This window comes from Bacillus sp. 05T21 (assembly GCF_056396785.1).
Map to the genome: position 1 here is coordinate 69,168 of NZ_JBFTMD010000003.1, position 21,710 is coordinate 90,877.

Here is a 21,710-nt window from a genome sequence, read left to right on the forward strand (position 1 = left end):
ACTTGGCAAAAATCCGACCGTTTCGTGCTATTCGTCCAGTAGAAGGTAAAGCAGCACAAGTAGCAGCTTTACCGTATGACGTATTAAATAGTGAAGAGGCAAGAGAAGTTGTAAAAGGGAATCCATATTCTTTCTTACACGTTGATAAAGCAGAAATTGATTTAGACCCGGCACTTTCACCGTACGATGATCGCGTATATGAAAAAGCGGGTGAAAATTTAAAGCAATTTATACAAGAAGAAGTGTTCGTTCAAGATGAGGAGCCAGCACTTTACATTTATGAACTGACGATGCAAGGAAGAACGCAGTCAGGCCTTGTCGTTTGTACATCGATTGACGAGTATGAAGATGATACAATTAAAAAACATGAAAGAACGCGTCATGAAAAAGAACTTGATCGTATTCGCCACGTAGATGTGTGTGACGCAAATACGGGGCCAATCTTTTTAACGTATCGTACAAAAGAAGAAGTGAAACGTTTCATTGCAAGCTGGAAAGAAGAACATGCGCCAATCTATAAATTTACAGCAGAAGATGGTGTGGAGCATGTTGCGTGGAAGATTGCAGATGAAGAAGTAATTGCAAATTTAGTAAACGCATTTGAAGATATTCCTAGTCTTTACATTGCAGATGGACATCACCGCTCTGCATCAGCTGCAAAAGTAGGGCTAATGCGAAGAGAACAATATCCGAATTACACAGGAGAAGAGGAATTTAATTTCTTTTTATCTGTCTTATTCCCTCATGATGAATTATCAATTTGGGACTATAACCGGGTTGTGAAAGATTTAAATGGCTTATCAGTAGAGCAATTTTTAAAGCAAGTTGCGCAATATTTTTATGTGGAAGAAGCAGGGGTTTCACCGTATAAACCAAATGAGCCAAAATCATTTGGAATGTATGTAAACGAGAAGTGGTATAAGCTCACTGTGAAAGAGGAAACGTTTGATGCGAACGATCTTGTCAGACGTTTAGATGTATCTATTTTACAAGATCATTTAGTAAGTCAGGTGCTTGAAATACATGATCCACGCTCAGATTCACGCATTGATTTCGTCGGCGGAATCCGCGGATTAGAAGAACTAGAACGTCTTGTGAATAGCGGTGAATACAAAGCAGCATTCGCGTTATATCCGACATCAATGGAAGCTTTATTATCAATCGCAGACGCAGGGGAAGTTATGCCGCCAAAATCAACGTGGTTTGAACCGAAACTGCGCAGTGGGTTGTTTGTTCATTCGCTAAAGTAAATATAGACTTCTACAGTTTTGAAAACCGAAATGATTTTTAATTTCGGTTTTTCTTATTTTAAAAGTGTTTTTGAGGAGGGGTATCGATGAAATTACAAGTAGGCGAAAAAATCACCTTCGAACGAACTTTTACAAAAGAAGATGTTGTTTTATTTACAGAAGTATCTAAGGATGAGGGGATCCACCATGTTACACCAGATGAACAAGGGAAATTTGTTGTACAAGGACTTTTAACATCAACGTTGCCTACAAAAATTGGCGGTGATTATAACGTACTAGCGCGCAAAATGGATTTTGAATTTTTACGTCCTGTTTTTAGCGGTGATACGATTCGTTGTGACGTAACCATTGAAAAATTTGAACCTGATGAAAAACATCGCACAAAAATTATTGCGATGTTTACATGTAGGAATCAACTTGAAAAGGAAGTTATGAAGGGGAGTTTTTCTGGGATAATTCTTTAATGGTTAGGCAGAGGGGGTGAATGAAAAGGATATAAAGTGGTTGATGGTCCCTTGTCCATCAACCTAAGAAAACAGATTAACCCAAAATGAAAAATCCTTCACATAGTAACAATTTTAATTAAGTTGTGGTGTGCTTCAATGGTGGTAAACTATTATATCTTAATAGTTCTGAATGTCTTTTAATAAAAGGGATAATCCACATTAATCCAATTGTTATTAGCACAATAGATATTAAAAGAATGATAGTTAAATCAGGTTGTGCTGAAGGTGTGCTTGTAGACTGTAAAGCAGAAAAGATATCTCTCGAAGCTACAATTATATTATTAACCATGTGAGCTATTATAGAAGGGAATAAACTTTTAGTTTTCAAGTACATTAAACAAGAAATAATCCCAAATAGTGTGGTTCCAAATACATTATTTAAATGTAAAATACCGAAGCAGACGGAAGAGAATATAACTGCCTTTTTTATTCCAAATTTATACGTAAAACGACTAAGAATAAAGCCTCTGAACAAAATTTCTTCACAGATAGGAGCGATGAAAGAAAGAGTTATGGCTTTCATTAAAACAAACCACATGCTTTTTGTTTTAGCTATTTCGTTTGTATCCTCTAACGAAGTGTCCGTTGGTAGTAATGAAAATACCATCACGATTAGCAATAACATACCTAATCCAAAAAGCATAGTCATAATTGCTGATGCAAAAACTGTTCTAAAAGAAAAGGAAGATGGTTTTGACAAGTAAGTTTTAAACGAGATATTATATCTTTTAAACTTAAAACCAATCCAAAACATAGGGATAGCATAAATTGAAATAATAAGAGCGATATTTAAGTTTACATCTTTAGGAATTTCTTTGAATAATAAAGGTAAAATAAACATCATTATTACAAACGAGATAATAGCCCACATTAAAATGAACCTTGTTTTCATATGATCAAAAAGTTTATCCATTAATAGCCTCCTGTAGTTTTATATAGTATTCTACATTTCATTATATCAGTTTAAAGGGATATTTTGGTATTTTGTTTAGTGTAGGTTATCGGCTATTTTGGGTCACGCTACATCGATATCAAGCTAAGGTTTTATACAACCTATAAAGCAAAAAAATAAGCTATCCTTTCTGTAGAATTATTAGGAAAGGATAATTTATTTTTTTTGGTGATTCGTAACGAACTGCAACTGATTATTCAATAATTACAAAGACATAGGTGTCCTCATGTTCTAGAACACCTAACATTTATAATTTCTTAACACTCTAAGCTTGATTGAGATGGGGGAGGGAACCCCACGCTTATTTAAATTTTCACTTTATTCCACACCACTTTCTAAAATAGAGAAAGACTCATTTTCACAATCAATTTCTGCCATCGCGCCGTAAGGCAAAATAAACTTCGGTTCGGTATGGCCAAAATTTAAATTATAAAGAATCGGCAAATCTTCTAAGTTATGTTCTTTCATAACTTTCAGTATTTCGTGTTTATATTCTTCATAATACTTTTCGTCTTTTGGTTTACCAAAAATGATGCCTTTTGCTTTTTGTAGAATGCCTTGCGCTGCATAATTTCGTAACCAATACTTTATATAACTTGGTTCTGGATGGTCTTCAGAAGTTTCAAAGAAAAGGATACTATTCTCCCAATGTTTTTTCTTAGGCCAAAGTTCCGTTCCTTTTGCAAATTCCAGTACTTCCATACAACCACCAATTAAACGCCCTTGTACAGTAGTAGAGCCTTGAAGTAGCTCATATCCATTGTTTTGCTGCATCGTACGCCGTTGATCCTTATTCGCCTCTATCCATTCTAAACGCTCACTCGTCCATTCATGAGCTGGTTGAATCTCGCCAATATTCTCATTTGAAAAGAGAGTTCGATTCACCATTTCAATTGTATATGGATCCATCTCCACATTTTCGGCAAAATCAGTTAAGATTGCTGGACCGTAAAAAGAGGGAATTCCTGCTTTATGACAAAACAAATGTGAAACGGTATCGTCAGAGTAGCCCATAAAGATTTTCGGATTTTCGCGTATAACATTAAAATCTATATAAGGAAGTAAACGGATGCTATCTTCTCCACCGATATTCGTAATAATTCCTTTAATACGAGTATCTTTAAATGCTGTCATTAAATCTTCTGCACGAGCCTCAGGGTTGTTGTAAAGGTATTCGCTACCTTTTAAACTATTTGGCATTGGGACAACCTTAAGACCGAAGACGTCTTCTAATCTTTTTACTCCTTGCTCATATCGCCATCTTAGCTTAGAATCACCAGCACCTCCCCATGAAGAACTTACTGTCGCCACAATATCTCCTGGCTGTAATCTTTTTGGTTTCATTAACATATTAATTCGGCTCCTACATAATGTAATTAACTACGACTATACAAACCGTAGAGTTGAAGAACATAGTACATGACATTTAATTTCGCCACCATTAACAAATACACCTGCTGTTATTTATGAACCCAACACTATTGTTGAATATATGAATGAGATACAATAAATCTTTTTATCAAACTTTATATTTAAAAATTACAGTATGCAACATTGCATGCGAAAGGTGGTTGCTATTTTTTATAACCTGTAACTATAATAGTTACAGGTTGGTCGTATCCAATCAAAAAAATATAATCATCATGAATGGAGAGGTTACATATGGGTATGAAAAAAATAATTTTAGCAGGTGCTTTAGGGATCGCAGCATTATCAGGAACGAATTTACCAGGATTAGAACTATCAAAAGCGAGTGCCGCTTCTATTGAATCAAATTTCTCGACGTTAGAAGGGCGAGTAGTAGAAGTGGATAACGGTGTAATTGTCGTAAAATCTAAGCAATATGAGGAACCTGTTAGTGTGTATATTGATTCATTTTCAAATGTGAAAGTAGGGGATGAAGTAAAAGCTACTGGATCTATGATACGTAATTTTACGGAATATATGATTGCAAATACAGTTGAAAATACGTCAAATAAATTAGGTATGCACATGAAAGAAGACGGTTCTCCTGATTATGTGATTGGGGAAGTATCAAAAGTAGGAACGATGAACGATGAGGGAGACGATTCCACTAAATATGTCATTGTTCAGTATCCATCAGTAAATGGAAAGAAAGCTATTATTGATGTTTTCTTAACGAAGGGACAAGTATTTAATATGGGTGAGAAAGTGAAAATTGATATGAAGTATGTAGGCTGGGGCGGAATTTCTATTAACTACAACACAACGGATCATATCGAAAAAGTTCATGAAGTAAAGAGCAACGTTGAAAATAATGAGGATGTATGGATCTGGTCTTAATAAGGCGAGTATAAGTCGTTATTTGCAATTTACTCCAAACAATAAATGTAAAAACTAAATGTATCATGCAGTACCCATCAAATTATCATGTGTATGACAATTTGATGGGTATTTTTTATTTTGTGTTTTTTTGAGAATAAGGGATTTTCGATTAGAATATGATGTTTAAATCGGAGCGAGTTTAAAAAATACAATAATGAAAGAGGTGTTTAAGGATGGAGCGAGATGAGGTTTATTTACGAGCTAAAAAAAGGATGGAGAATTTAAAAGCGTTTTACATTCATTTAACGGTCTATATACTAGTTAACTTAATGCTTTTTTTTATAAATATAAGCTCTGATTCAAGCAAATTATGGTTTTTATATCCACTTGGAGGTTGGGGGATCGGTATCGTTATACACGGTTTGACAACTTTTCCATTTGGGATATTCGGAAAAGAGTGGGAAGAACGAAAGATTAAAGAATATATGGAGAAAGATAAGTAAATTTATTTCTGTAATGTATGAATATAAAAATTTATATAAATCTCTGTGCTCACACGCTTGATGCGAAGTCTATTCTATAGCTTCGCCTATTTGTTTTTTATTCGAAGTTTGTGCGAGTAAGTGTTCATATTCATTTTTTAGCGTGAATTGCATGTGAAATCAAAACTTTACTTGTAGTACATAATAAATACAGTTGTTTTACTTTTTAAATTACATGTGGATATAGGATAAAGTTGTTTTATCATCCTATATTAAAATAAAAATAAACCACTGTTCGATTTGAATATTCCACGATATAATGGTGAGAGTTTATGGCAGAATAAATATTTACATAAGAAGTGAGGTACTGTATGAAAAAAAGAACGACAGACATTATTTTTATTATTATTGGTGCATTTCTTTTTGCGTTAGGTGTCAATTTGTTTGTTATCCCGAACGAGTTTGGTGAGGGCGGGGTAACAGGTATCACGATTATTACGTACTATTTATTTGAGTGGTCACCAGGCTTAGTCAACTTAATCTTAAATGCAATATTGTTAATAGCTGGTTATAAATTTTTAAACAAGATCACAACAATTTATACGATTATTGCTGTAGTTACGAACTCGCTATTTCTTCATTTGACAGAAGGCTGGACGATTGCTTCAGATGAAATGCTCGTAAATGCCATTTTCGGAGGAATATTTATCGGGTGCGGGATTGGTCTTATTATTCGCGTTGGCGGAACAACAGCAGGTACTACCATCTTAGCAAGGATGACGCATAAGTATTTAGGGTGGAGCATTAGCTACGGTCTACTGTTCTTCGATTTAATCGTTGCGTTTTCATCTTATTTCATCATTGGTGCAGAAAAACTGATGATAACAATTATTATGCTATATGTAGCAACGAAAGTGATGGAATTTGTAATTGAAGGTTTAAATCCGAAAAAGGCTATTACGATTATTTCTGATAACCCGAATGAAATTGCCGGGAAGGTAACTACCTTAATGGGCAGAGGGGTTACTGTGTACTCAGGTCATGGCTATTACACGAAAACGCCGAAGGAAATTCTTTATATTGTTATTAATAAGCAAGAAGTAGTGAAGCTAAAACGGATTGTTCAAACTACGGATCCGGCTGCGTTCATCGCTATACACGATGTTCGTGATGTGTTCGGAGAAGGATTTGTTGATATTTCTAAAGCTTAGTAAGAGTAGAAATTGTTTTTATTAAAATAATCTTAATACTAAAACGAAAGAATCTATTTTGAATAATTTTTTTCAAAATAGATTCTTTTTATTTATCTTAAAATGTTGGCTTGTAGCGTATTATGTATCAACTCTTATTCAAAAAAACTAATAGCAGTTTGTTTTTCTTTTTCTTGCAAAAAGTACAATTGTTTCTTAATGTAAGAATGTAGAAGGATGAACAAGAGAGGGTTTAATGAAGATGATACATATTTTATTAGCTGATGATGATAAACATATTAGAGAGTTATTGCATTACCATTTACAAAAAGAGGGCTTTAAAGTTTTTGAAGCGGAAGACGGAAAGGTAGCGCAAGGCGTTTTAGAGAAAGAAAATATTCATCTTGCGATAGTAGACATTATGATGCCGTTTGTTGATGGCTATACGTTATGCGAAGAAATCCGGAAGTATCATGATATACCTGTTATTTTATTAACTGCAAAAGATCAGCTAGTCGATAAAGAAAAAGGATTCATTTCTGGTACGGACGATTATATTGTAAAACCATTTGAACCAGCTGAAGTAATTTTCCGTATGAAAGCTTTATTGCGCCGTTATCAAATGCTTAGTGCTGATATTATTACATTACACGGAACGACTATTGATCGAAAAGGGTTTGAAGTGAAGTGTAACGGTCAGACGATTTTGCTTCCATTAAAGGAATTTGAATTATTATCACAACTTGCTAGTTATCCGGGAAGAACCTTTTCAAGAGAAGAATTAATTGAATTAGTATGGGGAATGGATTTTGAAGGAGATGAACGAACAGTTGACGTTCATGTGAAGCGACTGAGAGATCGTTTTTCAAAACGAACAGATGATTTTCAAATTACGACAGTACGCGGACTCGGTTATAAGTTGGAGTTGAAATAAAATGAAATCACTATATTCTAGATTTGTTTTTATGACAGTCGGTATTATGCTTCTTAGTAGTATTATCGGTTTTTTATTAACGAACGTATATTATCAAGTGAAGTTAAAACCGTACAATAGTGAAAAGATTTTAATGTATGCTAAAGAAGTAAAATCATTATATGAAAAGCAAAGTGAAGAGAATAAAGAGGCATACTTACAGTCTATTGCGAAGTTAGGGTATGAAATTTATATTGTAGATGACGAAAATCATGGAAAGCGTATTGGGAATGCGTTTCGTAAGATAACAATTAGTGATGATACCGTTCATAAAGTATTGCAAGGTGAAACGTTTAATGGCGTTTCCACATATCCAACGCGCCTTTTTATTACAGGATTTTTCGATAATGAATTAATTAATAGTGTCGGTGTACCGCTAAAACACGATGATAAACAGTACGCTTTATTCATTCGCCCTGACATTCAGCAACAATTCGGCGAAATGAGAATTTTTCTAGCGGTATTACTCGGCTTCATCGTTGTATTAAGTATCATTTTTATAGCGATTGCAGCAGGGTATATTGTTCGTCCTATTCGAACATTTACGAAAGCGACTCAAAAGATTGCAAGTGGTGAATATGATATTGAATTAGATGAAAATCGAAAAGATGAAATTGGTACACTAGCGACTAATTTTCAAAAGATGACGAAGAGTATTAAAGAATTAGATCAAATGAGGCAAGAGTTCGTTTCTAACGTGTCGCATGAATTTCAATCGCCGCTTTCTTCGATACAAGGTTTTTCGAAAACATTACAATCGGAGAATATGAGTGAAGAGGAAAGAAAACATTATTTGAAAATTATTGAGGGCGAAAGTAAGCGGATGTCTAGTTTATGTAAACAGTTACTTACGCTCGCTTCATTAGATAAGGAAGAGAAAGTTCTACAAATTAAAGAGTTTCACTTACAAAAGCAAATTAAAGACGTCATTTTTATGCTCGAATGGAAATGGCGTGAAAAAGATATAGCTGTCGAATTTGATGTGCCGGACATCATCATAAACGGTGATGAAAACTTACTTCATCAAGTATGGAGTAATATTTTTACGAATAGCATTAAGTTTTCAAACGACGGCGGAACGATTGAATTTGTTGTAGAAGAATTAGAGTCGAGCGTTATGATCTCTATATCAGACAACGGAATTGGTATGGAAAGAGAAGAAATGGATCGTATATTTGATCGTTTTTACAAAGTAGATACAGCAAGAGCGAGAAACGTAGAAGGTAGCGGTTTAGGGTTATCGATTGTACAGAAAATTGTGGAACTGCATCAAGGAACCGTTTCGGTATATAGTACGAAAGGGGAAGGGACTACTGTTCGGGTGGAGCTTCCTAAATAAATGAAAAAGAAGACATGTGAATGTACATCATGATTATCATTGTAGTAACGTGTATTCAATGTCACACATAATATCAAAAAAGTACATCACTTATATATTTAAAGACACATAAATATCAATAGTAAAGATAGTAAGGGGTGAATGCCCCTACTATCTTTTTTTATCTAAACAGATAAATTTAAAATACATAGTCATAATAGATAATCTATGATATTAGGTATATTATTTTATGGTGGAGGACGTAGCCTTGGTGCGAGGACCTTGACTTTAAGTATTTAAAGGAGTTAGTAGCTAAATGACAATATCCCTTAAGCAAAAAAATAAAGGATAAATAGCATGAGGTTGTATCCATTAGAGAAGCACAAACAGATAATGGGACAATGTACTATCTTAGGGATGAAAACTTGGACTTTATACCATTGGCCAATAAATAAACTTTTTAATTCAACTAACTGGCATAGTTGAAGAAGGAATTTCTCTAAACTTTGAAGAATTTATATTCAAAAATATGTTAAGGAGCTTGTCAATTATATGGAATCCATTAGCAAAAGCGAAGTGAAGCTACGAGATATCATAGAGGAAGATCTTCCTATCTTTTTCGAACAACAACTAGATTCAACGGCGAACTATATGGCTGCTTTTACAGCTAAAGACCCCACTGATAAGGACGCATTTTTTGACCATTGGAAAAAAAATATTGCTGACGAGACTATTACAATTAAGACTATATTATTCAATGGCATTGTCACTGGACACGTCTCGAACTTTGAACAGTTCGGCGAACCCGAAGTAAGCTACTGGATTTGGAAGGAATATTGGGGTCATGGTATTGCAACTTTAGCGTTGTCAGAGTTTCTGGAGTATATTAAGATACGCCCACTCTATGCTCGTTCCGCTAAAGATAACCTCGCCTCCATCAGGGTATTGGAAAAATGCGGGTTTAAAATCATCTCTGAAGATAAGGGTTTTTCCAACGCAAGAGGCAAGGATGTTGAAGAATTTATTTTGAAGCTTGAACCTTATGATATGTAATTTAATACCTCAATTTGTATTTGATGAAGATGAATATAGGACAGAGATTAATAAAATCTTATTGAACTAACGCATGCGTTAGTTGAACAAACATTAAAAAGGCCTGTATCAACGATTACTTGGTAATCAACGATACAGGCTTTACCTTTTCCGAAAAAGAGCTTGAACAAAATTCATTTGAGGGTAAATTACTGGACACCATGCTTCATGATGCTTATCGTACAGGCCGAATTATTCAATTAAGGAAGATACAGAGGGCATGGCCATCAAATCGTTAACTGAACGTTTTAGTTATTCCATTAAAGGGCGCTATTGTTGAATAAAACTTAGATTTTTAAACAACTTTATTGTTATATTTTTTAGTGAAGTGAAGTATCTTACATACAAAATTAAACAAGCATAATCCCGTCCTATATTTAGAACGGGGTTATGCTTGTTTGAGATAATAAAATTAAATAATTTCATTATAACTACACATTACGGATTAGATAATATTTTCTTTCTGCTATAAAGCCGCACCTTTCCCGCGCTCTTCCTTAAACCGAAGCCCAAAAGTATCCGCTGTAATTTCATCAGCTTTCGGCAATGAACGTAATTTCGGATGAAGTAGCCATACGAGAGAAATGAATAAAATTCCGATGCTAGCGAGCGCGAAAATGAGTTGGCTACTAAATACATTTGCGGTGTATCCGCCAATTAAAGAGCCGAACGGCATAGCGATTGTACCCATGCTTCGTGTGACTGAATTGATGCGTCCAAGATATTGATTTGGAATTAAAGTTTGACTAATTGTCGCAAATAATATGTTGGTCGCACCAATTGGTATCCAAGCTAGGCCGAATAAAAAAATTGATAACCATTGAAACGGTACAAACGTAGAGAGAAACCAAAAGAAAGCGCTAGTCGCAAAGCTAATAATGGAGACATGGCTAATATTATGTTTACCAACCCATGAACTGAATAGTGCTCCAATTAAACTACCGGCGGATATAGCGGCTAAAAAGAAACCGTATAATTTAACCCCTCCTAAAGAATCGGCGAAAGAAGGGAGTATTGCCATCGTCATACCGATTGAAAAATTAGCGACAACTGAACCGATTAAGAAGATGCCCATTAATGAACGAAAGACGATTGAAAAGCCTTCTTTTAAATCAGAGAAATATTGCTTTGTTGAAAGTGATGTGCCTGTTTCGGTTTGTGTCGGCATTTTTAATGAAATAAACAAAATCGCAGTAATCGCGAATGTGAAAGAGTCGATTATATATAAAGTGATTGCGCCAAGTAATGCTACTAATATTCCGGAAAGAGTTGTACAAACTAAATCAATGCCTTGATAAGCAAAGGAAAAGAGTGAGTTTCCCTTTAATAATTGTGTTTTATGCAGTAGAAGTGGTAAAGCTTTTGATTGTGCGGGATAGGCGAATTGTTCGATAAAGGCTACGATGGGCATAATGATGAGTAGTAGCTGAACTGTTAATAGATCGAAGTAGTGTGTAATAGGAATGATTAATATAAGAATGCATTGCAGGACTTGTGTGATTACAAGGGTGTTTTTGATTGACCATCTATCAACGAATGGACCGGTAAGAAATTGTAATGCAGAAGGTAATAATGTAAGGAAACCAGCCAATCCAGAATAAAAAGGATTACCACTCAGCTCATATACGAGCCACATCGCTGCTACATAATACAAACTATCTCCTATGTTTGTAAAAATTCTCCCTAAAAATAGTAAGAGGAAATTCCGGTTTTTTAATATGTCCACTTTATCTACTCCTTTATAAAAAATTTATTCGGTAAAATAAATTTGACCGTTTATGTAAAAAAAATCGCATTACGATTTTTCTTCTTTTTTTACAAATTGCTGCATTGTTCTCTCAACGATTTGAAGTGCAGTAGTAGAAATATAATAAGCTTTACTATTTGGATCTTTATCCGCACTTTTTGTGATTTCGTTTAATTCAGCCATTAATTCATGAAACTTTTTCACCCACACTTGAAATTGTTCTGGCGTAGCATCAAATTCCCAGCAGGATGAAACGTAATTCCACTCAGCTGGGTCTTCACTTGCATTTCGTAATGTAAAAGATTCTTCTGGTGCAGCGAGAATATGGCTTTTCGTTCTTTCCGTCATTTGTAAAAAGATTTGGCGACCTGATTCGCTTAATATTTCTAAATGAGGTAATAGGTCCGCGGCAGGGGTAAATCCTTTAGCGACAGATTGATAAAACTTTTGAACGATGCCATTCTTTTCTTCTGTATATACGATTTCTATAAGGCCATTCTTCTCTAATTCTTTTAAATGATAATGAATTTTCGCCCTTGAAATGCCGAATTTCTCAGATAGCAGTTGTCCTGTATAAGGACGTTCGCATAGACGCATCATCATTTCGGCACGTAGTGGATCGCTTATTGCTTTTAGTTGGCTATAAGTAGTTAGTGTTAACACGGGCTTCAAAATGATCAACTCCTCAAATTAAATTACTCGGTCAAGATTATTTGACTGAATTGTATCAAGGATTTCATTTGTTTTCAATACTTTCTGAAAATTTAATCTTTCTTCTGTAATCTTCTGTTCATATTCCGTTCATATTTCTTTTTTATGATAAGTGCATAGAAAGTAATAGGAAGGAGCGAGCGAAATGTTTTTAGCTCTGCGTGAATTAAAACAATCAAAATTAAGATATGGATTAATCGGACTTATTATGGTGTTATTATCATTTTTAGTCCTTGTAATTTCAGGATTAGCAAATGGATTATCATATGATAATGCTTCATCGATTCAAAATATGGAGGCAAATAAATTTGTACTAGCGGATGATGCGGAAAATAAATTACTTCGTTCACAAATTAAGAAAGAAGAGGTAGATAACGTAGTAAATCAAGCAGGCGAGAAAGAGGCAGTTCCGTTTCGTGTGAAAGTTTCAACTTATGAAAAGAAAGATAGTTCGAAAAAAGTTGATGTCGCTATTTTCTCAAGTGAACGTGATTCATTTTTAGAACCGAAAATTGTAAAAGGTGAGAAATTGGGTACAGCAAATAACGAAATGGTTGCCGATGAATCAATTAAAGAAAAAGGTATCGATATTGGGGATACAATTATTGATCCTGTTTCAAAGAAAGAATTTAAAATCGTTGGATTTACGAAAGATCAAATGTTTAGCCATACACCAGTCGTTTATGTAAATGAAGACGTATGGGGCGCTATTTCACAACCAAACCAAAAAGATTATAGTGCAATTGCGCTTAATACAGATAAAGAAATTAAAAATGCACATGTTATCGACAAAAAAGAAGTATTACAAAGTATTCCAGGATTTAAAGAAGAGCAAGGAACATTAACGATGATCATTGCGTTCTTACTTGTTATCGCTGCGTTACTAATCGGTGTATTCTTCTACGTAATTACGTTGCAAAAAACACAGCAATTAGGTGTACTAAAAGCAATCGGTACGAAAAATTCTTATTTAGCAAATAGCTTAGTCGTGCAGGCGTTATTCTTATCAGTCGTTGCGATGATAATCAGTATTGTTCTTGTACAAGGATTAGAACAAATTTTACCAGCGGGTATGCCGTTCTTATTAACAACACCGATGATTGCACAATATGCAGCAATCTTTATTGTAATTAGTATTTTAGGAACACTTATTTCGTTATATCAAGTGTTAAAAGTTGATGCATTAGAAGCAATTGGAGGCGGGATGTAATGACTTCATTATTAAAATTAGACAGAGTAAGTAAAGTGTACGGAGAAGGGAATACGGAAGTAACAGCCCTTCATCCGATGTCGCTTGATGTGAAAGCTGGAGAGTTTATCGGAATCGTCGGTCCTTCTGGATCAGGGAAAAGTACGTTATTATCAATCGCGGGTGCTTTACTATCACCGTCAAAAGGGGATATTTACATTCGTGAGCAAAATATTACGAAGTTATCAGAAAAGGAAATGACAGACATTCGTTTGAAAAAAATCGGCTTCATTTTCCAGTTCGCAAATCTTGTTCCATATTTAAGTGTAAAAGAACAATTACTTTATATTGCAAAGCTAAAAAAAGAAAACAAACAAGAATCAGAAAAACGTGCGGATCACTTGCTAGCAGCATTTGGATTATCTGAAAGAAAAACTCATTATCCAAATCAACTATCGGGCGGGGAAAAACAAAGAGTAGCAATCACTCGTGCGTTCATGAACAACCCAGATTTAATATTAGCTGATGAACCAACGGCAAGTTTAGACTCAAAACGTGCACGTGAAGTTGTGGAAATGATGAAACGTGAAGTGAAAGAGAGTCAAAAAGCAGCAATTATGATTACGCATGATGAAAGAATGCTTGATGTATGTGATCGTATATTGACGCTTAGAGATGGGCAGTTAATATAAAGAAAAAAGGCCAACCGTACATATATGTGTAGTTGGCCTTTTTATGATTATTTTAAAATAGATATAATGGCTTTATTTTGAGAATAACGTTTTAATTTTATTTCGTGTTATTAATAAAACCCCGCCTAATACAGATAACATACCTAAAGCCATATTGTTTGATTGCTCACTACCAGCGTTAGGAAGTTCTCTAGCATTGTTTTTCGCTGAAACAGTAGTATTGTTATTGTCTGTCTCTGTTTGTTTCGATTGTGATACTTCATTAATCTTGGTATCGACATTTTGCTTCGTTGTATGTACCTCAGCTAATTTGTCATCAATTTTTTTCTCTGTATGTTTGAAGTCGTTGATTTTAATATCTAAGTCTTGTTTTTTCTTTGTTAAATCGTCTGAAACAGTTTGTTTCGCTTGTTTCATTTCGTTTATTTTATTTAGTAAATCTTGTCTAGCTTCTTGTAACTCAGCTAATTTGTTTTTTACATCTTGTTTAGCTAGTTCTAAGTTAGATGAAAGACTATCTAAATTGCCTTTAATTTTCTTAAGTTCTTCTAATGTGTTACCTGTATTCGGTTTATTTTCTTTAATTTCAGCAAGTTTGTCCTCAGCAGTTTGTTTCGCTTTCTTTAACTCAGCTAATTTGTCATCTACCTGTTTTTTTACTTCCTTAAGCTCATTAACCTTCTGATCGATGTTTTCTTTATGCTGCTTAATTTCATTCACTTTTTCATCAACAGTTTGCTTATGCTCTTTAATTTCAGCAACTTTATCATCTACTTGTTTTTTATGCTCTTTAATTTCCGCGATTTTATCCTCGGCGATTTGTTTGTCTTGCTGAAGTTTTGTATCTAACTCTTGTTTATGTTGTTTAATCTCGCCGATTTTTTCATCTGCAACTTGTTTACGTTCATGTAGTTCATTAACCTTTGTATCAACATTTTCCTTAACTTGGTTAAGTTCATTTAATGTTTGATCCACATTTTCTTTGTGCTGCTGTAATTTCGCATCTAACTCTTGTCTATGTTGCTTAATTTCAGCTAAGCGATCTCCCGTACTTTGCTGGGGAGTAGCTTCATTTACTTCTGCATGAGTAGGGGTAGATCCCGCAATCATTGCTAAAGCTAGTGTAGAAGCAGCGATTGTTTGTTTTGTTTTCATATTTTTGTACCTCTTTCCTATGAGTGAACTCTATTGTGTAAAATTGAGCATATAGAAGTAGATTATTTTATCATTATATACCATGTTCGGCGCTTAGAGGAAGTATTTGCATAATAATCTATGATTATGTGATTCTTATAGTCTCTTATTTTGGGATAGGGGACAAATCTTCAGCAAGATGAACAATTTCTTCTATAGTAGATTTTACCTCTTTACTATCGCGAATAACAAACAAATAATCAGCCTCATTTTCTACAGGATCTACTACATCTTCATGTTGAGATTCAGCCTGTTGCCGAACGAGTACTTCTTTGAAACTGGAATAGTTACCTCTAAATATATTTATACTTCGCTTACTACGAGCTACTCTTTCATAAAGTACATCATCTGGAATGTCAAAATGAACTACTATGCGCACATATTCCTCTTCCTTAAACAGTTCATTCAGCAAATACATTCGTCCGTTTCGACTTCTATTTGAGTTGCGAATGTTAAGGTGCAAATTTGTATATTCTTTTGCATAATCAACAATGAATTTTGAAAGACCGTGCTTAAATGTATTAGCGCCTTCAGCCGGCTGCAATTTTTCATAATGTGTGTTAATAAATTCGGCTTGGTTGTCTTGATCCATAACGAAAGAGTTAGGTAATTCTATTTCTAGTGCTTTAGCGAATGTAGTTTTTCCTACTGTAATAATGAATAATCGTTTCATGACGGTCTCCATTTATATTGTTATAAGTTGAAATCTTCCTGCTAGAAAATAAGTAATTTGTCGGATTGTGTAGAAATGACTCGATATGTGCTGGTAAAAGTGTTTTGTAATTGTTTGACAGACGGTTGGCATTTACACTATACTGTAAACAACTAGTTACAGTATAGTGTAAATGTTACAGTGAACTGAAAAGGATGGTTGGTATGGAAACTTTTACTGCAAAGCAGATTACAGAAATTCTTCAAAAGGAAGGGGCGAATATAAATTTACGAACTGTGCGGTATTATACGCAAATTGAAATTGTGCCTCCTTTAGAGTTAGTAGGGAATAAAAGGGCTTATACAGAGAAACATTTACATTATTTTCGGGCGATCATCACACTATCAAAAACAGGAGAAACACTTGCTTCTATTCAGGAAAAGTTGAAAGAAATGTCTCTTGAAGAAATTATAAAAATTGGAGAACGAATGACTTTTTATCAGTCGGATAAAATTCTTCAGCATGAAACACATAAAGTGAACGATGATGTGTTCATTACTTTAAGTGCGAATGTTTCAGATGAATTGAAGCAACAAGTCATTAACTCTGTTTCACAAATTTTAAAAGGAGAAAAGTGATGAAAATCAAATTAGCGAAGTCGATGATTGAAAATGAAGAAGGAACGAACCATGTATTAATTGAAATTCCGGATTCTTTGTCTTACGTTTCAGCTGAAATTGCTATTTCTCTACCGAGTGGTTTATCTCGATCTAAAAATGAGAATGAATTTTATGAAGATGAGTTTGGCACGATTTTTATTGATAATATTTCTGGAAAACTACAACTTTTAATTGAATTTTTTACTGAAGAACCAGTGTCATGTGGAAAAGAAATGATCGCTGTGAATGTAATTTATAAAGATAAAGAAGGCAAAGAAACGTGTGTAAATGAGTTTATCCCGTTGTTAATTGCTCAGGAAGATGAGATGGATGAGTTAGTTGTTAATAAAGAGGTAACTGATCTTGTGAAAAGGTTTCTGATAGGAGAAATAGTGGCTGAAGAAGGTGAAGATAACGGATTTGATAACATTCGGCCGAAAATACAACAAATAAATAATCAATTCTCTGAGCTAGAAAAGAAATATCGAATTGATTTTTAATATGAAGTGGAGGAAATAAACATGAATTTGATTCCTTATGTCGTTGAACAAACCAATCGAGGGGAACGTTCGTATGATATTTACTCTCGATTATTAAAGGACCGTATTATAATGCTTACCGGTGAAATTACAGATGAATTGGCAAATGGTGTCGTTGCACAGCTACTATTTTTAGATGCAGATGATCCGGAGAAAGATATTAGCATTTATATAAATTCTCCTGGGGGATCTATTACAGCTGGGCTGGCGATATTTGATACGATGCAACTTATAAAAGCTGATGTTAGTACATTATGCGTTGGAATGGCAGCTTCTATGGGAGCATTTTTACTTGCTGGAGGAGAAAAGGGAAAACGTTTTGCTTTGCCGAATGCGGAAGTGATGATTCATCAACCTCTTGGTGGAGCAAGAGGGCAAGCGACTGATATTGAAATTAGTGCAAAACGAATTTTGCATATGAGAGAACGTCTGAATCAAATATTATCAGAACGAACAGGGCAGACTGTGGAATCACTTCAACGTGATACAGAGTGTGACAACTTTATGACCGCTGAGGATGCGCTGAATTATGGATTGATTGATAAAATACTGGTGCGCCAGTCATAAGGAGTGCAGAAATATGGATAATGAAACGAAGAGTGTTTATTCTGTAGAGTACGAAATGGCTGAAGTTGTATTTTATAAAAAAGTTGTAGCAACGAGTTTTGATAATGCGAAAAGTCAAATCCGTCAGCAATACCCTGATGTGCATATCCGAGCGGTTTCGATTTTAGATGATTTAAAAGACGTATAAGTTGACAAAAAAACTTATTTATGCTATAATTTACCAATATAAAAATAAAGTGTATAATAGGGTTCTCCTGGCCAGGGGGACCCTATTTTTGTTGTGAAAATGAAGGAGTGTATGTGCGTGAAACAAGGTGAAGCAAGTGTAACGTCGTTAGTATCAGCTTTCGGAAGGGCGTATCATAGTGAATTTGATAGTCCTAAAATCTTTGATGATTATGTAGCTAAAGATCTTATTTCACAAAAAGAACGTAATGATATTGAAACGAACATGGTTCAAGGAATACATTTTTTCAATAAAGACATTGCAGAGCAGTTTCAAGACAATCCGAAAGAAATTTTAAAATGGATTACACAAGTTCAATTATCACCAACACCTTTGGCACGCGCGGCATATTGTGAAAGAGTGCTATTACATGAAATTGCATTAGGCGCGAAGCAATACGTCATACTCGGTGCAGGCTTAGACACGTTTAGTTTTAGACACCGAGAATTAGAAAAAAAAATAGAAATATTTGAAGTGGATCATCCTTCTACGCAAGAGTTTAAAATACAAAGAGTGAAAGAATCAGGTCTAGAAATTTCAAGCAATCTTCATTTTGTTTCGATGGATTTTACTAAGGATTTCTCTAAGCAAAAATTAGTAAATGAAGGATTTGAAAATAAAAAGACTTTCTTTAGCCTTTTAGGTGTTACGTACTATTTAACAAAAGAGGAACTTTCCAGTTTAATAGAATGTTTATTCGAGATGGTTCCAGAAGGGAGTTCTATCGTTTTTGATTACCCTGATGAAAACTTATTTACGGAAAAAGGTTTATCTAATCGGGTTGGAAACATGGTGAAAATGGCTACGGTAGGCGGAGAACCGATGAAATCGTGTTTTTCTTATACCGAAATGGAAGGACTGTTAGAGAAGGCGGGCTTACTCATTTATGAGCACTTATCACCAGAGGATGTTCATACATTATATTTTGAAGGACGAAACGATTATTTAGAAGCTTTTGAGACGGTGCATTATGTACATGCGGTGAAGAAGTAGAGAATTAGTAGGCATGGGGAGGGATCTCTGTGTCTTTTTTTTGTAAAAAAGGAAATGAGGTGTAGTGATGGGAAGTAATAAGCATGTTGCTATTGGAAGTAGAGGGATTGTGAAGAATAATTTAAATGTTTATATAGGGGTAATTGCACATCGTTATCCAGCTAATAAAAATGGGTTACCCAAAAACGATAAAAATGATTAGAGACCCTGATTTTTATACAGTCAAAAAAATCAGGGCTATTTTTAAAGGATTAAGGATTATTGAGTAAGTAATAGTTAATTGATTGTGCCAGTATTTTTATTCTTCACTAATAAAAGGAGCAATTATTTTTTTTTCATAAGAAGATAACACGATATTCGTTGATGGTGTACCATATTGCATTGTATCATCAATAAATTGTTCTAAACTTTCTACAGAATACGTTGCTAATTTGACAATATAGCTAATTTCCCCTGCTACTCTGTAACACTCAAGTACATCTGGATGATTATAGCAAAAGTTAGCTAATGATTTACAATCCTTTGATTTAAACAATATAAGTGCAGAAATTGGACGGTTTATTTTTTTTAGAGAAACATGTGCATGGTAACCTTCAATAATTTTTTGCTCCTCTAACTTCCGTACTCGCTCAGTTACTGACGGAGCAGATAAGTGAACGGCTTCTGCTAGATCCTTCATTGAAATTTTTGCATTTGACTGTAATAATCCCACGATTTTTTTATCAATTTGATCCATAAATTATCCAACCTTTTTTTATAAAATAGAATAACCTAAATTCCTTATATAATAAAGCCAAACAATGAAATATCCTTATCAAACTTATTTATCAGCCTTATATATTTGTATAAAATAAGGATAACAGGAGGCGATTTACGATATGAAAAAGGTTTTATTATTATTAGCTGATGGATTTGAAGCAGTAGAAGCTAGTGTATTTACGGATGTACTAGGTTGGAATAAATGGGAGGGAGATGGATCAACTGAGGTCGTAACAGTTGGCCTTCGGAATAAATTAACCTGTACTTGGAATTTTACTGTCATACCCGAAAAAACGGTTGATGATATTCAATTAGATGAGTTTGATGCATTAGCTATTCCAGGAGGTTTTGAAGGAGCTGGCTTTTATCGGGATGCATATAGTAGAGAATTCTTACATGTTATTCAACATTTTTATGCCCAGCAGAAGCCTATTGCCAGTATATGTGTCGCATCATTAGCGCTTGGAAAAAGCGGAATTCTTACAGATAAAAAAGCCACCACATACAGTCATCCGACGAGTAAACGAAAAGAGCAGTTAAAGAATTTCGGTGCAATAGTACAAAATGATTTAATCGTTCAAGATGGAAACATTATTACATCTTCAAATCCAGGTACAGCTTTTGATGTTGCATTTTTATTACTTGAAAAACTAACATCTAAAAAGAACGCTAAACATGTAAAGGATCTTATGGGGTTTTAGGCATTGCTCTTCAACAAAGGGGTACTTGGAGTATTTTAAAATATCTTAACGAACATGGTCCAAAAGAGTGGTCATCTAATTGGGTGACTGCTCCAGATAAAAGAGAATGGAAATAATCTGTAATAACAGATGGTAATGAATCGATCAAAGGTAAGTGCCCTTTTCATGCATAATTTAATAAAAAGAATAATAATTGATTAAAATAGGAGAATTTTTATGATTGTAACACTCTTTACATATATATTGTTAGGCTTATCTTTATCAATACCTGCAGGTGCTATGACTGTCCAAATGACTAAACAAGGAATGAGAAATGGTTTCGTACATGGTTGGTTTGTAGGTATAGGAGGAATGACTGTAGATTTATCTTTAATAGTTCTGATTTATCTAGGGTTCTCTAGTGTATTAACCAATCCGTGGGTAGAAGCAGTTATGTGGTTACTAGGTTTTGGGTTTTTAATGTTTATTGGAATAGAAAGTATTAAAGAAGCAAAGTCAGAAGTTAACATAGAGGGAGAAGATCCTAATAAATCTTTATTAACAGCTTATTTATCTGGTTTTATGATTGCTATATCACCGGCTAATATTGTCTTTTGGATAGGGGTCTTTGGGCCGGTTCTAGTTTCTTCATTAGGTAGTGCAAGTACATCAACATTTATATTAATAGCTGTAGGTATTTTATTAGGTATCTTTATGCATGATATGGTCTTATTAAGCTTTGTTCATTTTACTAGACGGTTTCTAAATCCAACCTTTATTAAATGGGTATCTATATTTGCCGCAATAGTACTATTCGGATTTAGTGGTTATTTTGGTTACGAGTTTATAAAACAAGTAATTACTTTTATTTAAAAAGCATAACTCTTATAAACTTAAATATGGTAGTTGAAATATAGATGAAAAAGATACGCATTTTAAACCTAAACGCAACGTAATTGTAAATATGTTATATTACGTAGGCATCCCCTCAAAAATTTTTTGATTCCTGGGGGAGGGTTAAATTCCTTACACATAGCCTTTAAAAAAGAAACA

At 34.3% G+C, this 21,710-nt stretch carries 25 protein-coding genes and 1 pseudogene; 19 read left to right on the top strand and 7 right to left on the bottom strand.

Going from position 1 to position 21,710, the window contains the following annotated elements; translation table 11 throughout:
* Positions 1-2: 2 nt before the first annotated feature.
* Together AC1DKZ_RS08935 and AC1DKZ_RS08940 are read left to right on the top strand one after the other, a co-directional pair.
* Complete coding sequence (locus tag AC1DKZ_RS08935) at positions 3-1,250, top strand: DUF1015 domain-containing protein (protein ID WP_476996027.1); 1,248 nt, start codon at positions 3-5, stop codon at positions 1,248-1,250.
* 86 nt (positions 1,251-1,336) lie between these two features.
* Complete coding sequence (locus tag AC1DKZ_RS08940) at positions 1,337-1,714, top strand: hotdog family protein (protein WP_476996028.1); 378 nt, start codon at positions 1,337-1,339, stop codon at positions 1,712-1,714.
* A gap of 118 nt (positions 1,715-1,832) precedes the next feature.
* On the opposite strand, the gene AC1DKZ_RS08945 is transcribed toward AC1DKZ_RS08940, so the two are convergent.
* Both AC1DKZ_RS08945 and AC1DKZ_RS08950 read right to left on the bottom strand, forming a co-directional pair.
* Positions 1,833-2,669, bottom strand: a complete 837-nt coding sequence (locus AC1DKZ_RS08945; RefSeq protein ID WP_476996029.1) for a lysostaphin resistance A-like protein — start codon at positions 2,667-2,669, stop codon at positions 1,833-1,835.
* A 357-nt stretch (positions 2,670-3,026) separates the two neighbouring features.
* A complete protein-coding gene (locus tag AC1DKZ_RS08950) occupies positions 3,027-4,058 on the bottom strand; it encodes a S66 family peptidase (protein WP_404449638.1) in 1,032 nt (343 codons plus the stop codon).
* A 312-nt stretch (positions 4,059-4,370) separates the two neighbouring features.
* Between AC1DKZ_RS08950 and AC1DKZ_RS08955 the strand changes: the two genes are divergently transcribed.
* From AC1DKZ_RS08955 to AC1DKZ_RS08985, 7 genes and pseudogenes are all read left to right on the top strand, one after another.
* Positions 4,371-5,012, top strand: coding sequence for a hypothetical protein (locus AC1DKZ_RS08955; RefSeq protein ID WP_476996030.1), 642 nt, complete (start codon positions 4,371-4,373; stop codon positions 5,010-5,012).
* A 215-nt stretch (positions 5,013-5,227) separates the two neighbouring features.
* A complete protein-coding gene (locus AC1DKZ_RS08960; RefSeq protein WP_002128109.1) occupies positions 5,228-5,497 on the top strand; it encodes a 2TM domain-containing protein in 270 nt (89 codons plus the stop codon).
* 350 nt (positions 5,498-5,847) lie between these two features.
* Positions 5,848-6,687, top strand: a complete 840-nt coding sequence (locus AC1DKZ_RS08965) for a YitT family protein (protein ID WP_000747487.1) — start codon at positions 5,848-5,850, stop codon at positions 6,685-6,687.
* 235 nt (positions 6,688-6,922) lie between these two features.
* A complete protein-coding gene (locus AC1DKZ_RS08970; RefSeq protein ID WP_000781971.1) occupies positions 6,923-7,600 on the top strand; it encodes a response regulator transcription factor in 678 nt (225 codons plus the stop codon).
* Between the two features lies 1 nt (position 7,601).
* Complete coding sequence (locus AC1DKZ_RS08975) at positions 7,602-8,978, top strand: sensor histidine kinase (RefSeq protein WP_476996031.1); 1,377 nt, start codon at positions 7,602-7,604, stop codon at positions 8,976-8,978.
* A 531-nt stretch (positions 8,979-9,509) separates the two neighbouring features.
* A complete protein-coding gene (locus tag AC1DKZ_RS08980) occupies positions 9,510-10,010 on the top strand; it encodes a GNAT family N-acetyltransferase (protein ID WP_476996032.1) in 501 nt (166 codons plus the stop codon).
* A 149-nt stretch (positions 10,011-10,159) separates the two neighbouring features.
* Positions 10,160-10,288 (top strand): annotated as a pseudogene (locus AC1DKZ_RS08985) (DinB family protein); the annotation flags it as partial.
* Between the two features lie 227 nt (positions 10,289-10,515).
* Here the strand turns inward: AC1DKZ_RS08985 and AC1DKZ_RS08990 are convergent.
* Complete coding sequence (locus tag AC1DKZ_RS08990; protein WP_476996033.1) at positions 10,516-11,775, bottom strand: MFS transporter; 1,260 nt, start codon at positions 11,773-11,775, stop codon at positions 10,516-10,518.
* A 69-nt stretch (positions 11,776-11,844) separates the two neighbouring features.
* The gene (locus AC1DKZ_RS08995) at positions 11,845-12,468 is read right to left on the bottom strand and encodes an ArsR/SmtB family transcription factor (protein ID WP_476996034.1); all 624 of its coding nucleotides are present in this window, start codon (positions 12,466-12,468) and stop codon (positions 11,845-11,847) included.
* A gap of 184 nt (positions 12,469-12,652) precedes the next feature.
* Here AC1DKZ_RS08995 and AC1DKZ_RS09000 point away from each other — a divergent pair, with 184 nt between their 5' ends.
* Together AC1DKZ_RS09000 and AC1DKZ_RS09005 are read left to right on the top strand one after the other, a co-directional pair.
* A complete protein-coding gene (locus tag AC1DKZ_RS09000; protein ID WP_476996035.1) occupies positions 12,653-13,717 on the top strand; it encodes an ABC transporter permease in 1,065 nt (354 codons plus the stop codon).
* Complete coding sequence (locus AC1DKZ_RS09005; RefSeq protein WP_476996036.1) at positions 13,717-14,388, top strand: ABC transporter ATP-binding protein; 672 nt, start codon at positions 13,717-13,719, stop codon at positions 14,386-14,388. Before AC1DKZ_RS09000 ends, AC1DKZ_RS09005 begins: the two co-directional genes overlap by 1 nt.
* 72 nt (positions 14,389-14,460) lie before the next feature.
* On the opposite strand, the gene AC1DKZ_RS09010 is transcribed toward AC1DKZ_RS09005, so the two are convergent.
* Both AC1DKZ_RS09010 and AC1DKZ_RS09015 read right to left on the bottom strand, forming a co-directional pair.
* Positions 14,461-15,543: an LPXTG cell wall anchor domain-containing protein gene (locus AC1DKZ_RS09010; protein ID WP_476996037.1), complete on the bottom strand. Its 1,083-nt coding sequence runs from the start codon at positions 15,541-15,543 to the stop codon at positions 14,461-14,463.
* Positions 15,544-15,688: 145 nt separating this feature from the next.
* Positions 15,689-16,255 (bottom strand): ATP-binding protein, encoded by a 567-nt coding sequence (locus AC1DKZ_RS09015; RefSeq protein ID WP_476996038.1) that lies wholly within the window; start codon positions 16,253-16,255, stop codon positions 15,689-15,691.
* A 203-nt stretch (positions 16,256-16,458) separates the two neighbouring features.
* Between AC1DKZ_RS09015 and AC1DKZ_RS09020 the strand changes: the two genes are divergently transcribed.
* From AC1DKZ_RS09020 to AC1DKZ_RS09045, 6 genes are all read left to right on the top strand, one after another.
* The gene (locus tag AC1DKZ_RS09020; RefSeq protein ID WP_000447387.1) at positions 16,459-16,872 is read left to right on the top strand and encodes a MerR family transcriptional regulator; all 414 of its coding nucleotides are present in this window, start codon (positions 16,459-16,461) and stop codon (positions 16,870-16,872) included.
* Positions 16,872-17,393 (top strand): hypothetical protein, encoded by a 522-nt coding sequence (locus tag AC1DKZ_RS09025; protein WP_476996039.1) that lies wholly within the window; start codon positions 16,872-16,874, stop codon positions 17,391-17,393. Before AC1DKZ_RS09020 ends, AC1DKZ_RS09025 begins: the two co-directional genes overlap by 1 nt.
* A 21-nt stretch (positions 17,394-17,414) precedes the next feature.
* Positions 17,415-17,999 carry an ATP-dependent Clp endopeptidase proteolytic subunit ClpP gene (gene clpP, locus AC1DKZ_RS09030; RefSeq protein WP_476996040.1) on the top strand — a complete coding sequence of 195 codons (585 nt, stop codon included), beginning with the start codon at positions 17,415-17,417 and terminating at the stop codon, positions 17,997-17,999.
* Between the two features lie 13 nt (positions 18,000-18,012).
* Positions 18,013-18,186 carry a hypothetical protein gene (locus AC1DKZ_RS09035; RefSeq protein ID WP_170930145.1) on the top strand — a complete coding sequence of 58 codons (174 nt, stop codon included), beginning with the start codon at positions 18,013-18,015 and terminating at the stop codon, positions 18,184-18,186.
* A gap of 111 nt (positions 18,187-18,297) precedes the next feature.
* On the top strand, positions 18,298-19,218 hold the full coding sequence (locus AC1DKZ_RS09040; protein WP_476996165.1) for a class I SAM-dependent methyltransferase: 921 nt from the start codon (positions 18,298-18,300) through the stop codon (positions 19,216-19,218).
* Positions 19,219-19,285: 67 nt separating this feature from the next.
* Entirely contained in the window at positions 19,286-19,420 is a 135-nt protein-coding gene (locus AC1DKZ_RS09045; protein WP_255288373.1) for a hypothetical protein, read from the top strand.
* A 96-nt stretch (positions 19,421-19,516) separates the two neighbouring features.
* Here AC1DKZ_RS09045 and AC1DKZ_RS09050 read toward each other — a convergent pair whose 3' ends face one another.
* A complete protein-coding gene (locus AC1DKZ_RS09050; RefSeq protein ID WP_000372086.1) occupies positions 19,517-19,954 on the bottom strand; it encodes an Lrp/AsnC family transcriptional regulator in 438 nt (145 codons plus the stop codon).
* Positions 19,955-20,096: 142 nt separating this feature from the next.
* On the opposite strand from AC1DKZ_RS09050, the gene AC1DKZ_RS09055 reads away from it, so the two are divergent.
* Positions 20,097-20,678, top strand: a complete 582-nt coding sequence (locus AC1DKZ_RS09055; RefSeq protein ID WP_476996041.1) for a DJ-1/PfpI family protein — start codon at positions 20,097-20,099, stop codon at positions 20,676-20,678.
* A gap of 216 nt (positions 20,679-20,894) precedes the next feature.
* Positions 20,895-21,530, top strand: coding sequence for a LysE family translocator (locus AC1DKZ_RS09060; protein ID WP_000637405.1), 636 nt, complete (start codon positions 20,895-20,897; stop codon positions 21,528-21,530).
* Positions 21,531-21,710: the final 180 nt, after the last annotated feature.